Source organism: Photobacterium kagoshimensis (assembly GCF_050337045.1).
Lineage (GTDB): Bacteria > Pseudomonadota > Gammaproteobacteria > Enterobacterales > Vibrionaceae > Photobacterium > Photobacterium kagoshimensis.
In genome coordinates, this window is the sequence record NZ_JAKJSO010000011.1 from 126,468 (window position 1) to 139,411 (window position 12,944).

The following is a 12,944-nucleotide window of genomic DNA, read 5'->3' on the forward strand; positions in this document are numbered from 1 at the left end:
GGCCCAGTAGCAATCATCGCTTACTAAAGCCCAGGCAATAAAAAACCCAGCAAGTTGCTGGGTTTCTTTTTATTTGCTTATCATAACCACTAAGTCGCTCGCTAAGTCGCAATTAACTCATCGAACAGCCTACCGTTAAGGGCGATATACTTTCACGTTAGCAAAGCCATTTTCTTGTAAGTACAGTGCTTGCAGACGACTCATTACACCGCGATCACAGTACAGCAAGTAGGTTTTATCTTGTGGTAGATCACCAAACTTAGTCGCTAGTTTATAGAAAGGTAAGTGCTGAACTTCAACACCTTCAATCACAAGCGGGCTTTCGTCTTCTTCGTCTGGGCTACGAATATCAAGGACAATCGCGCCTTTATCGATTTGATCGACTAATTCAATTTCAGGTGCTTGTTCTTGGCTTTCTTTTTCAATATCACGAATATCCATGACACGCGCCTCAGTCACCACACGATCTAAAATCGTGAAATCAAATTTCGCTTCTTCGACTTCAAGCTTAGCTTTTGATGCTTTAACGGTTGGGTTCTTCGAGATCACACCACAAAATTCTGGCATGGTTTTCGCGAATTCTTCCGTGCCGATATCACGCGCAACATTGATAATGTCTTCTTTGTCCCAGTTGATCAGCGGACGAAGAATCAAGGTATCTGTCACGTTATCGATCATACGCAGGTTAGTCAGCGTCTGGCTTGATACCTGACCTAATGCTTCACCTGTTACTAGCGCTTGAATACCAAAACGTTCAGCGACTTGGCCTGCGGCACGCATGAACATACGCTTCAGTACCACGCCCATTTGGCCATTTTCAACTTTCTCTAAAATCTCGCCCACTACAGGTTCAAAATCTATCGAGATAAATTTCACTTTGGCTGAAGAACCGTACTTTTTCCACAAGAAGTGTGAAACCTGCTTAACACCAATTTCGTGTGCAGGGCCACCAAGGTTAAAGAAACAGTAATGCACTTTACTACCGCGCTTGATGTGCAAGTAGCTAGATACGCCTGAGTCGAAACCACCAGAGATAAGGCTTAATACATCCTCTTGCGTTCCCATAGGGAAACCACCAAGGCCTTTATGACGCGCAAGCACTTGGTTAAGAATATTGTTTTCAACTTCGATGTTGACTGTAACATCGGGTTTTTTCAGCTTAACTTTTGCCGATTCAATGGCTTGATTTAAACCACCGCCGACATAACGTTCAAGTTCGATCGAGGTAAAGTCATGCTTACCTACACGTTTTGCACGTACACAGAAGGTTTTACCTTCAAGGTCTTCGCGCACTAACTTTAACGTTTTCTCGTAGATATCATGCATATCGGTGAATTCAGTTTGATTCACTTCTAATACATGGTGGATGCCAGAGGTTTGCGTTAACGCTGCAAGTACCTGCTCGCGAATCGTCTCGTCTTTTACCGTGACTTCAATGTAAGTACGGCGATTGACAACCGATACAGTATCAGTCAAACGCAAAAGGATAATGCGAATGTTGCTGTCTAGGATTTTAGTAAAGCGCTTACGAATAGACTCACTCTTTACAAAAATCTCTGGATGGGGTTTTACGATAAATTTCATAACACGCTTCGCTACACAGGGCCAAACTAAAGGCGCGAATTATACAGCAAGCTCGCTGTCGCTGAAACCAGCAGAGACGGTTACTCAACGAATAATCCATTGATTTAAAGATTGTTGAGCTGCATTCAAGAATGTGACCGCTATCAAAGTGGGGGCAAACCGAACAAGACGACCTAAAGCAGCCTCATACGGCACCACGTTGTCAGCAATGGTAGTAATACCTTAGTAAGGATTATCTAGGGGTTCAACCTCACGCCATCAAGTTGATGACGTGAGAGTGATAGTTGGGGCTATGGTTGGGGCTATGGTTGGGGCTATGGTTGGGGCTGGGGAACACTCGAAACTGCATCTGAATAATGCGGCTTACCTTGCATGACCGAAATTTCGACTCGACGGTTGGCGCGACGTTCTTCTTCGGTTTTGTTTTTGTTCAGTGGCGCGGTATCGGCTAAGCCCACCACACGCAGGCGTTTATGATCAAAGCCTTCCACTTTTTCCATCTCCTGCGCAACCGACACAGCACGCTGGGCAGATAAGTCCCAATTAGAGCGATATAGCTCAGAGTCCAATTTCTGATTATCGGTATGGCCTGAGACACGGATCACGCCAGGTATATCACGAACCAAATCAGCAACTTGGCGCACTAAAGGTCGGAACTTAGGTTGTAAAAACGCGGAGCCCGCAGGAAATGCCCCTTTTTCTTTAATACGAATCACCACTTGTTGACCAAAGTTTTCCACTTCAATCGCCCCATCATCAATTTCGCGATCAAGTGCTTGCTTGAGCATTTCAAGTAATTGCGCTTGTGATGGGCTTTCTTCAGATTCACTGTTTTGGTTATCTTGCGTCGCTTTCTCAGCCGTCTGACCACCGGTCAGCTTACCTGCATCACGCTGAGTACCGCCCGCACGATCAGATTCACCTTCGTGAAAATCAAGCGAGCGCTGCGTCATGTCTATGGTTTGCTGCATGATCACTTCAATCGGTGTTGGCTCGGGGCGACCAGGACGAAACTCTTGGGCAATAACACTGGTGCCTTTTGGGATGTCTTTCACTTCAAGCATGTTCTGAACACCAAATGCGAACTTCATTGAGCCCGCTATCTGTTTGAACTTCAGCACATCCATTTCAGAGAACGACAGCAGCAGTACGAAGAAGCACATCAACAATGACATCAAGTCAGCGAAGGTGCCCATCCATGCTGGTAACCCCGGGGGGGGACATTTGCATTCTTCTTCCATCTTGCGTCCCTTTTACCCTTCAGGATCAAATGAGCGTTTCTTCTCATTGAGGTAGTTTTTCAGGTAACCGTCGATAACACGTGGATTTTGGCCATCTTGGATCGCGAGTACGCCATCCAAAATTAACATTTTATTTAGCTTTTCTTGGTCTTTACGCAACGTCAGTTTGGCGGCAATAGGCAGGCTGACCATGTTGGCAAATACCGCACCGTATAGCGTTGTCAAAAGTGCAACGGCCATCGCTGGACCGATAGATTTGGGATCATCCATGTTTGATAGCATGGCAACCAGACCGATCAGTGTACCGATCATCCCCATCGCAGGTGCAACATCACCTAGCGCTTTGAAGATGCCGATACCTTGTTCGTGACGTTCATTGGTAAGCACTATGTCTTTTTGCAGGGCAGAACGCACGACGTCGGCATCATGGCCATCCACCAGCAAGTCTACCCCTTTACGTAAAAAAGAGTTTTCGACCTGCATTTCTTCTAATGCAAGGAATCCCCCTTTACGGGCGGCATCCGCCATTTCAACGATTTTAGCAATCAGATCTTCAGGCACGTCAGTTTTGAACATGAAGGCTTTGCCAGCAATCTTGGTTGCCCCAAAAAATTGTCCAATACTGTATTGCATCAATACCACGAACAAAGAACCACAGAAAACAATCAAAATTGACTGTGTATCTATGAACATACCGATGCTGCCACCGAGTACCATTGCCATTATAATAAAAGCAAAAGACCCGATTAAGCCTATAAGGGTTGCCAAATCCACCAGAAACTCTCCAACTTACGACGCGTTGCTAAAAACCAATGTATTCTACCGAACAACTACTGTATCGGCACCCTCCAAAATTGATTTAGCGCAGATAAGTGAAAAGGTGAAAATTACTGTTCTGACACACACATTGATGTGCGATAATTTGACGCTACCCAGTCACTACGTTATTTTTCCTGCACTTTCAAAATAGTGAAACTCTTATGGCAGCTAAAAAACCCGAAAATATGGCGTTTGAAGACGCACTTGATGAACTTGATTCGATTGTCGCTGAACTCGAATCTGGCGACATTTCACTTGAAAATGCGCTAAAAAAGTTTGAACGTGGTATTGCCCTTGCCCGTAATAGCCAACAAAAACTGACTCAAGCAGAACAACGTGTCGATATTTTGCTTCAAGCTGATGACGAAGCGCCTCTGACCGAATTTGATACCCATAATGAATAACACTTTTTCTCTGTCACAGTCTCTGACGTTCTTTCAAGAACGAAGTAATCAGCAACTAGCTTCGTGGCTAGCGGCTCAACCCCATTCAGATCAATCGCTCCTTAAAGCGATGAAACATGGAACGTTACTGGGTGGAAAGCGCGCGCGCCCTTTCCTGACCTATGTGACAGGGGAAATGCTTGGCACTTCGCTTGACGATCTTGATGCACCAGCTGCGGCTGTTGAATGTATCCACGCCTATTCATTGATCCACGACGATTTACCCGCGATGGACGATGATGAACTCCGTCGTGGCCAGCCGACCTGTCATATCGAATTTGACGAAGCCATTGCGATTTTAGCAGGCGACGCACTGCAAACCTTGGCCTTTGAAATTTTGGCTGATGGTCAATTAAATCCAAATGCAGAGCCACAACGTATTACTATGGTCAAAGAACTTGCGCGCGCTTCTGGCGCAGCAGGTATGTGTTTGGGCCAGTCGCTGGATCTTGAAGCCGAAGGTCAACGCGTTGATTTAGCGCAACTTGAGACCATTCACAAGAAGAAAACTGGTGCGTTAATTCGCTGCGCCATTCGCCTAGGCGCATTGGCCGCGGGTGAAAAAGGCGTGGCTATTTTGCCACAACTGAACAAATACGCCGAAGCTGTAGGGTTAGCATTCCAAGTACAAGACGACATTCTTGATGTAATTGGTGATACTGAAACGTTAGGTAAACCACAAGGTTCTGATCTTGAGCTGGAAAAAAGCACTTATCCTGCTTTACTTGGTTTAGCTGGTGCACAAGAAAAAGCACAACAACTTTATCAAGAAGCGCTACACGCGCTGGACGCGATCCCCTACAATACAGAACAATTAGAAGTTTTTGCCCGATATGTCATCGAGCGCAATAACTAAAATCAGTAAAAGCGCCGAACTGTTATGACACTGGATATTTCAAAATACCCTCATCTGGCTCTAGCGAACACGCCCGATGAGCTTCGCTTATTACCGCAAGACAGCTTGCCTGCGGTATGTAACGAACTACGCACCTACTTACTGAACTCAGTAAGCCAAACCAGCGGCCACTTTGCTTCTGGTCTTGGCGCAGTTGAACTGACTGTCGCCCTACACTATGTCTACAATACCCCATTTGATCACTTGATCTGGGATGTGGGCCACCAAGCATACCCGCACAAAATCTTGACGGGTCGCCGTGACCAAATGTCGACTATCCGCCAAAAAGGTGGGGTTCACCCGTTCCCATGGCGCGAAGAAAGTGAATACGACGTCTTGTCTGTCGGTCACTCTTCAACCTCCATCAGCGCTGGCCTAGGTATGGCAATTGCTGCTGAAAAAGAAGGTCAAGGCCGCAAAGTGGTCAGCGTTATTGGTGACGGTGCTATTACGGCAGGTATGGCGTTTGAAGCCATGAACCACGCCGGTGATGTGCATTCCGATATGCTAGTGGTACTCAATGACAATGAGATGTCAATTTCAGAAAACGTAGGTGCATTAAACAATCACCTGGCACGTGTACTGTCTGGCAATCTTTACAGCACCATCCGTGAAGGCGGAAAGAAAGTGCTATCGGGTGCGCCACCGATTAAAGAATTGGTGAAACGCGCAGAAGAGCACATCAAGGGCATGGTTGTTCCTGGCACCTTATTTGAAGAGCTCGGCTTTAACTACATTGGCCCTATCGATGGTCACGATGTCGAAGAGCTGGTCAAAACATTGAAAAACATGCGTAACCTTAAAGGGCCGCAGTTCCTTCATATTATGACCAAAAAAGGCAAAGGTTATGCACCTGCGGAAGCGGATCCAATCAACTATCACGCCGTGCCTAAGTTTGATCTAACTAAGAATCCGCTACCAAAAGCCAAAAATGCTAAGCCGACATTCTCCAATATCTTTGGTGACTGGCTGTGTGATATGGCAGAGCAAGATGACAAGCTTATGGCGATTACGCCTGCGATGCGTGAAGGTTCAGGTATGGTACGCTTCTCGAAAGAGTACCCAAGCCAATACTTTGATGTGGCGATTGCTGAGCAACATGCGGTAACGCTCGCTACGGGCATGGCAATTGGTGGCTATAATCCAGTAGTTGCAATCTACTCGACCTTCTTACAGCGTGGCTATGATCAACTGATCCACGATGTGGCCATTATGGATCTTCCCGTGATGTTTGCTATCGACCGTGGCGGTTTAGTCGGTGCCGATGGTCAGACTCACCAAGGTGCATTTGATTTGAGCTTCATGCGTTGTATTCCAAATATGACCATCATGACCCCAAGTGACGAAAATGAATGTCGCCAAATGCTCTACACTGGTCACTTACATCAAGGACCAAGTGCGGTGCGCTACCCTCGCGGTAGTGGTACGGGGATTGCTCCAGAAAAAGCGATGACGGCACTGGAAATTGGTAAAGGGATTGTTCGTCGCCAAGGCGAGAAAATTGCAATTCTAAACTTCGGTACCACGTTAAGCTATGCCCTAGAAGCGGCAGAAAACTTAAATGCCACCGTTGCCGATATGCGTTTTGTTAAGCCCCTTGATGAAACCTTAATTCAAGAGCTTGCAGCTACTCACGATGTTCTTGTGACGGTTGAAGAAAATGCTATTGCAGGCGGTGCCGGTAGCGGTGTGCTTGAGTACATGATGAAAGCAAAATGCTTGAAACCTGTATTAAACATTGGCCTACCCGATCGCTTTGTCGAACAAGGTACCCAGCATGAATTGCATGCACTATTGGGTATTGATGGCCAAGGCATAGAACGTCAAATTCGTGAATACATGGCTTGATCATCAAATTGATCGCCTAGTTTGCTATCTAGCTGGTATGCACATGCTTGCTACATAGTATTAAAAAACGGACTTCGCTGAAGTCCGTTTTTATATCTGCTATATAAAATTACTCTACTTTTTTAAGCACAGCCCCTTCATAACCACCAAGTTCAATATAACGTATCGGCTCTCCTAAGGTACCATCAGACATCACGCGACGATAATCCCCTGGCAACGATACCCTTAATGGCTCGGTCTGCATAAAGGCAGAATTATTGGGCTCGTCCATGGCACGATAAACCACGAGTCCTTTTGTATATTGCCGTGCAATCACACCATGACGAGGAAAGTTGCTACCCCAGCCTGAGCGGTATAACCAAAACCAGTTAGCGGGTACTACGCCAATATCGCCAAGCATAGCACTGGATGTTTTCGCCTTAATATCAATATCTTTGGTCTTATTGCGCCAATAAACAACTCGGTGGCCTTTCGGTACGAGGCTTGGTTGACCAATATCGACCTCTAACATCGCACTTGGCTGATAAACCCAATTTTTAGGCACGCCTTGGCGATACCAGTTTTTATCATCGGTATTACCACTACCGTAATAGAAACCCGCATTCCAACTGTGATAGTAAGTCTGCTGAGGGATATTGAAAAGATAATAGAGCGCCAGGCCTGTTTCGATATCTTGGTGCCAAGCCGCGGGCAATAATGGCGCAATCTGAATTCGACCACCTTTCATCGAGGCCATGATTAGGCTTTTATCTCCAAGCTTAGCCAGAGCAAAACTGTCCCAATAGCGATAGAGTCGATCTAAGCCCATCGCCGGCGTTAAATAATGCTCTCGCAGCCAGACATCAACAACATTACGCAGTTCTTTTGGCCAGCCATCGTAATGCCATAAATTTAGCTCCGAGATATTTGCCGCTAACCAATGGGTTTGAGTCAGGGTTTTCACCTGCTTTAAAAAAGCGGCCATTTGCTTGGCGTAATACAACGACGCTTCATCATTCCCCGCCTTGAATGGTAACTCTTGCAGCTGCCCCCCCGCATCGACAGTAAATTGATTACTGCCCAGCAGCTTTGCCATATCGTCATTATAAGCACCGCTTAGACCTTGCAGCTCCCAATCATAGCGATACCACTTAGCATGCAAATCATTGAGCAATTTATTGCCAAAATTCACGCGATACCAACAAGTGCCCGGCCACATATGTCCCGCAGGGATCAAGCGCGCTTGATGACGAAAACGCGCACTGGCCTTAAAGTTTTTACGTGAGTAAAATTCTTGATCGCTGACAAACCCATCTTGGTTACGATCATTTTCTGCATCCCAGCCCGGTATCACCAAGCGTTGATCTTGATAATCAAGCCAAGGTTTAAACGCAACTTTCTCCACCTTACTCTCTGCTTGCCAGTTCAGTTTCAGCATCCACACTTGCAAACCGCCGCTAAGGGCTTTTTTACCGGTATTCAGTTCTCGCCCTTCAATCCTTGCCGAGGCACTTTGCCAAGGGTGTTGAACCTCAACTGAGCCTAGCCACGTACCTTGTACGCGTTGCCAATCACTATGAACCGCTTGCCACTGGGCGATCCCTTCACTTGGACTGGGTAATGCAATGGCTTGCTCCACTCTAGGTGCGATATCAGCTTCAATGACAAGCGAGTTTGAAGGGTATGACGAGATCACCACCAGCTCATCATTAGGCTGCAAATTCAGCGGTAAGCGCGCCGTAGCATAATTGCCATTTCGAATAAGAATAAGATGAAAGGCTTGCCCCTCAAGTAAATAATTTAGCCCTTGGCTAATTGAAGTGGCTTCAAGTTGCGTGTCTTCAGCGAAATGCAAAAAGAGGTCTTCGAACTCCAACCCAGCCAGTTGCGCATGCTGACTGAGCCATGATGATGGCTTACTCGGCTTACAATCCAGCTTCTGGCTATACATATACCCCATACTGATCAGCTGTTGATTGATGGTTTTATTTTGCATGCTGCCAAACACGATATCAGCATGCTGCGCTTCCCAGCGCTTCACATCGGCAAGCGTATCGAATTTTGATGTAGTTAAAGGTGCTTCCCAGCTACCAGGTAACACCCAACCGGTGCCTGTCGAGGGATAAACTTGCGCCTGCGCAATTGCACTTATTAAACCGACAAGACTTACTACAACCGCGAACCCATTTTTCGTCATTGCACTCTGCCTTATATCAAAACACCCACCTCGCTCAAAATAAGGCAGGCATAGAATTAAGCTTAGACGAACAATGACTTATACTGTTGTAAATAATAAAAAAGCCGCTTACAACAATAAGCGGCCTCTGAAATAGTGTGTATTGTGAATACTTACCAGCCGAGCCAATGCCCTACGCCCCATAACGAAATCATCGCCATAAAGCCAGCTAATACATCATCAACCATTATGCCAAAACCGCCATGGACATGTTTATCCAACCAGCTGATCGGCCAAGGCTTGATCATGTCAAAAAAGCGAAATAGCACAAACCCCGTCAACACCCACTCCCAGCTTAATGCTGGTGCGATTGCCATGGTGATCCAAAAGCCCACAAATTCATCCCACACAATACTGCCATGATCGTGGACTTTCATATCGTCTGAGGTTTTCTGACAAATCGTAATACCAACAATCGCAGCGATAAAGGTGATCGCTAAATACACCGCAAAAGGAAGCTGGGTCATTAGCATATAAAAAGGGATCGCTGCGACTGTACCCATAGTACCAGGCACAACAGGTGAAAGGCCGCTGCCAAAACCTGTTGCTAGTAAGTGCCACGGGTTACGTAACTGAATGTGTTCTTTTGGGTTGGTCAAACTTTACTCCGCAAAATGATCATAACCGTGTAACTGCCAATCAATGGCTTCACCTGCTGATTGTAACGTAACATTACGTCCCGTATAAAGCTGACCAATGCAAGTTGCTGTAACACCAGTATGTGCAAGTGCGACATCCACCGCACCGCGATTGGCTTCTGGTACGGTAAAACAGAGTTCATACTCTTCGCCACTGGTTAACGCTAACTGTTGAGCTTTCGCCAAGTCGGGCTCAAATTGAAGCAAGGCATCAGACAATGGCAGTTGCTCAACATTAATGATAGCCCCAAGGCCAGAGCGCTTAAGAATATGGCCTAAATCAGACACCACCCCATCAGAAATATCGAGTGCAGCCGAAGCAATACCGCGCAACGCTTGGCCAGCAAGAACGCGGGGTTGAGCCAAGTAATGGCGCTCAATTAAAGTCTCGGCTAATGCTGAACCTGCATCTTCACGCTCTCCGAGAATATACGCCAGCCCTGCCGCACTATCCCCCAAGTTACCCGTCACATATACCCAGTCACCACTTTTCGCACCACTACGGGTTAAAGCTTGGCCTTGGGGAATAAAACCATGAACGGTTAGGGTAATACTCAGTGGGCCTTTGGTAGTATCGCCGCCCACCAACTGAACATTGAAATATTCAGCCAACGCGAAGAACCCTTGGCAAAAGCCATCGAGCCAAGTTTCATCAGGCTCAGGCATAGTCAGGGCCAACGACACCCAAGCAGGGGTAGCCCCCATTGCCGCTAAATCACTCAGGTTAGATGCTAATGCTTTATGAGCGACCCATTTAGGATCTGCACCAGCAAGAAAGTGGGTGCCTGCCACTAAAGAATCGGTGCTAACGGCGAGTTGGCAACCTTCTGGCACTGTGAGTAACGCGCAATCATCGCCAATGGCAAGGTCGACGTCACGACGCTCAACCGCTTGTTTCTCGAAATAACGAGCGATCAAATCAAATTCATTTCCAGCCATAATACAATCACTTAGAAAGAAAAAAGGCCAGCTAAGCTGGCCTCTTATAATCAGAATCGATTATTTGTTTTTGCGAAGGCTTGGTGCCGCTTTATCAAGTACACCGTTCACAAATTTATGGCTATCTTCAGCACCAAACATTTTTGCAAGTTCGATAGCTTCGTTGATAACCACTTTAAAAGGTACGTCTTCACGCTTAACCATTTCGTACATAGATAGACGAAGCAATGCGAGTTCCATCTGGTCCAAATCTTGTAATGGACGAGATAGGTATGGTCGCATTTTGCTATCAAGTTCTTGATGGTTAAGAACAACACCTGTTAGTAGGTCGCGGAAGTATTCTACATCACTGTGTGGTGCAGCAAGTACTGGCGCCTCTGCTTGATGTTCTTCTTCTTCAAACTTATCGCCAGATAGGAAATGAAGTTCGATATCAGCAACATTACCTTTAGTAATCTGCCAAGAATAAATAGCTTGCACAGCAAACTGACGTGCATTACGACGTGCGGCTGGTTTCACATTAACCCCCATTAGGATTCAATTTGGGACAGAACATTTACCATTTCAAGCGCGCTAAGTGCAGCCTCTGCCCCTTTATTACCAGCCTTGGTACCGGCACGCTCGATGGCTTGTTCGATAGAATCGACAGTTAGAACGCCAAACGCAACTGGAGTATTAAACTCAAGAGCGACTTGCGCTAAACCTTTATTACACTCACCGGCAACATAATCGAAGTGTGGGGTTCCACCACGGATCACAGAGCCTAACGCGATAATCGCGTCGTAACGATCGCTTTTAGCAACTTGCTGTGCAACCAATGGTAGTTCGTATGCACCAGGGCAACGAACAACAGTGATATTGTCTTCGCTAACTTGACCTTGACGCTTCAGTGCATCTAATGCGCCTGAAAGTAGGCTTTCGTTAATAAAGCTGTTGAAGCGAGCGATTACAATAGCAACTTTTGCATTTGGTGCCGCGATGGCGCCTTCAATTACCTTCATGGGCCTTCCTGTGACTATGTCTTTCCGGTTTGAGAAACCGCGGGAGTCTACCACACTTCGTAGCAAGGTCGCTACGGTCAAACGGTGGAATCTCATTATTGATGAAAATTTGTTATTGGTTCTCTACAAACAAAGGAACCAATAAACTTAACGGCCTCACTGAGTAAAACAATTATTTACTCAATAAGGCCATAACCTTAATGGTGAAGGTTACTCACAAATGTACTCGACTGCTTCTAAGCCAAAGCCAGATAGCGAGTGGTAACGTTGTGTGCTTGATGATAGCAGACGCATCTTAGATACACCTAGATCAGATAAAATCTGCGAACCCACCCCCACCTGACGAGATTGATCTTTTGGATTCAATTTCACTTTTGGTTGGCCTGCGCTGTCGGCTGATAAACTCTTCACTTTCGCAATAACAGCTTCTTGGCTTTCTTGCTTACTCAGCACCACTAAAACACCACCTTCTTTGGCAATACGTTGCATTGCACTTGGTAGCGTCCATTGGGTTGCACCTGAGTGAAGGATATCTTTAAACGTATCTTGTAGGTGAACACGAACCACTGTTGGTTGATCGGCTTGTACATCACCTTTACGCAATGCGTAGTGTACTTGGTTATCGATAGTATCACGGTAAGTGATCATATCGAACTCACCGAATTCGGTCGGTAGCTTACACTCAGCAATACGCTCAATGGTGGTTTCGTTGTTATTACGGTATTCAATCAGATCCGCAATCGTGCCCAGTTTTAAGCCGTGCTTTTCAGCAAACACTTCAAGTTGAGGGCGACGCGCCATGGTGCCATCTTCATTAAGAATTTCAACGATCACACTCGATGGTTCAAGGCCAGCAAGGCGTGCGATATCGCAACCCGCCTCGGTATGGCCAGCACGTGACAATACGCCACCCGCTTGCGCCATTAATGGGAAAATATGGCCAGGCATCACAATATCAGCAGCAGAAGCATTGGCAGCTACTGCCGCTTCAACCGTACGTGAGCGATCTGCGGCTGAGATCCCCGTTGTCACGCCTTGCGCAGCTTCAATCGATACTGTGAAGTTAGTGCTAAATTGCTCTGTATTCTCTTGAACCATCAATGGCAAGTTAAGCTGCTGACAACGCGCTTGAGTAAGCGTAAGACAAATCAAGCCACGGCCATTGGTTGCCATGAAGTTGATTGCTTCTGGGGTGATTTTTTCCGCTGCAATAATCAGATCACCTTCATTCTCGCGATCTTCATCATCCATCAAGATAACCATTTTACCTTGGCGAATGTCATCAATAATTTCTTTTGCGCTGCTTAAAGCCATCTTAATC

12 protein-coding genes are annotated in these 12,944 nt (G+C 46.3%); 3 read left to right on the forward strand and 9 right to left on the reverse strand.

Going from position 1 to position 12,944, the window contains the following annotated elements; translation table 11 throughout:
• Positions 1–135 precede the first annotated feature (135 nt).
• From thiI to pomA, 3 genes are all read right to left on the reverse strand, one after another.
• Positions 136–1,584, reverse strand: coding sequence for a tRNA uracil 4-sulfurtransferase ThiI (gene thiI / locus L4C35_RS08365; RefSeq protein WP_428462457.1), 1,449 nt, complete (start codon positions 1,582–1,584; stop codon positions 136–138).
• Between the two features lie 314 nt (positions 1,585–1,898).
• The gene (locus L4C35_RS08370) at positions 1,899–2,825 is read right to left on the reverse strand and encodes a flagellar motor protein MotB (protein ID WP_428462458.1); all 927 of its coding nucleotides are present in this window, start codon (positions 2,823–2,825) and stop codon (positions 1,899–1,901) included.
• Positions 2,826–2,837: 12 nt separating this feature from the next.
• Positions 2,838–3,599 carry a flagellar motor protein PomA gene (gene pomA / locus L4C35_RS08375; RefSeq protein WP_428462459.1) on the reverse strand — a complete coding sequence of 254 codons (762 nt, stop codon included), beginning with the start codon at positions 3,597–3,599 and terminating at the stop codon, positions 2,838–2,840.
• 206 nt (positions 3,600–3,805) lie between these two features.
• Between pomA and xseB the strand changes: the two genes are divergently transcribed.
• Genes xseB through dxs form a run of 3 tightly spaced genes read left to right on the forward strand, consistent with a single transcriptional unit; the run spans position 3,806 to position 6,830 of the window.
• Positions 3,806–4,048: an exodeoxyribonuclease VII small subunit gene (xseB, locus tag L4C35_RS08380; protein ID WP_048898139.1), complete on the forward strand. Its 243-nt coding sequence runs from the start codon at positions 3,806–3,808 to the stop codon at positions 4,046–4,048.
• On the forward strand, positions 4,041–4,943 hold the full coding sequence (gene ispA, locus L4C35_RS08385; RefSeq protein WP_428462460.1) for a (2E,6E)-farnesyl diphosphate synthase: 903 nt from the start codon (positions 4,041–4,043) through the stop codon (positions 4,941–4,943). The genes xseB and ispA overlap by 8 nt, the downstream gene beginning before the upstream one ends.
• Before the next feature lie 24 nt (positions 4,944–4,967).
• The gene (gene dxs, locus L4C35_RS08390) at positions 4,968–6,830 is read left to right on the forward strand and encodes a 1-deoxy-D-xylulose-5-phosphate synthase (RefSeq protein ID WP_428462461.1); all 1,863 of its coding nucleotides are present in this window, start codon (positions 4,968–4,970) and stop codon (positions 6,828–6,830) included.
• A gap of 109 nt (positions 6,831–6,939) precedes the next feature.
• Here the strand turns inward: dxs and L4C35_RS08395 are convergent, their stop codons facing one another.
• The 6 genes from L4C35_RS08395 to ribBA form a co-directional block, all read right to left on the reverse strand.
• On the reverse strand, positions 6,940–9,006 hold the full coding sequence (locus tag L4C35_RS08395; RefSeq protein ID WP_428462462.1) for a hypothetical protein: 2,067 nt from the start codon (positions 9,004–9,006) through the stop codon (positions 6,940–6,942).
• 152 nt (positions 9,007–9,158) lie between these two features.
• Positions 9,159–9,644 carry a phosphatidylglycerophosphatase A gene (gene pgpA, locus L4C35_RS08400; protein WP_428462463.1) on the reverse strand — a complete coding sequence of 162 codons (486 nt, stop codon included), beginning with the start codon at positions 9,642–9,644 and terminating at the stop codon, positions 9,159–9,161.
• 3 nt (positions 9,645–9,647) lie between these two features.
• The gene (thiL, locus tag L4C35_RS08405) at positions 9,648–10,622 is read right to left on the reverse strand and encodes a thiamine-phosphate kinase (RefSeq protein ID WP_428462464.1); all 975 of its coding nucleotides are present in this window, start codon (positions 10,620–10,622) and stop codon (positions 9,648–9,650) included.
• Positions 10,623–10,682: 60 nt separating this feature from the next.
• Complete coding sequence (nusB, locus tag L4C35_RS08410; protein ID WP_428462465.1) at positions 10,683–11,153, reverse strand: transcription antitermination factor NusB; 471 nt, start codon at positions 11,151–11,153, stop codon at positions 10,683–10,685.
• A complete protein-coding gene (gene ribH / locus L4C35_RS08415) occupies positions 11,153–11,623 on the reverse strand; it encodes a 6,7-dimethyl-8-ribityllumazine synthase (RefSeq protein WP_062691029.1) in 471 nt (156 codons plus the stop codon). Before ribH ends, nusB begins: the two co-directional genes overlap by 1 nt.
• Positions 11,624–11,833: 210 nt before the next feature.
• Positions 11,834–12,937, reverse strand: coding sequence for a bifunctional 3,4-dihydroxy-2-butanone-4-phosphate synthase/GTP cyclohydrolase II (gene ribBA, locus L4C35_RS08420; RefSeq protein WP_428462466.1), 1,104 nt, complete (start codon positions 12,935–12,937; stop codon positions 11,834–11,836).
• Positions 12,938–12,944 lie beyond the last annotated feature (7 nt).

Coding starts and splice junctions, on each gene's coding strand:
- thiI (WP_428462457.1), bottom strand. CDS start 1,584: ATGAAATTTATCGTAAAACCCCATCCAGAGATTTTTGTAAAGAGTGAG.
- L4C35_RS08370 (WP_428462458.1), bottom strand. CDS start 2,825: ATGGAAGAAGAATGCAAATGTCCCCCCCCGGGGTTACCAGCATGGATG.
- xseB (WP_048898139.1), top strand. CDS start 3,806: ATGGCAGCTAAAAAACCCGAAAATATGGCGTTTGAAGACGCACTTGAT.
- ispA (WP_428462460.1), top strand. CDS start 4,041: ATGAATAACACTTTTTCTCTGTCACAGTCTCTGACGTTCTTTCAAGAA.
- dxs (WP_428462461.1), top strand. CDS start 4,968: ATGACACTGGATATTTCAAAATACCCTCATCTGGCTCTAGCGAACACG.
- L4C35_RS08395 (WP_428462462.1), bottom strand. CDS start 9,006: ATGACGAAAAATGGGTTCGCGGTTGTAGTAAGTCTTGTCGGTTTAATA.
- thiL (WP_428462464.1), bottom strand. CDS start 10,622: ATGGCTGGAAATGAATTTGATTTGATCGCTCGTTATTTCGAGAAACAA.
- nusB (WP_428462465.1), bottom strand. CDS start 11,153: ATGGGGGTTAATGTGAAACCAGCCGCACGTCGTAATGCACGTCAGTTT.
- ribH (WP_062691029.1), bottom strand. CDS start 11,623: ATGAAGGTAATTGAAGGCGCCATCGCGGCACCAAATGCAAAAGTTGCT.
- ribBA (WP_428462466.1), bottom strand. CDS start 12,937: ATGGCTTTAAGCAGCGCAAAAGAAATTATTGATGACATTCGCCAAGGT.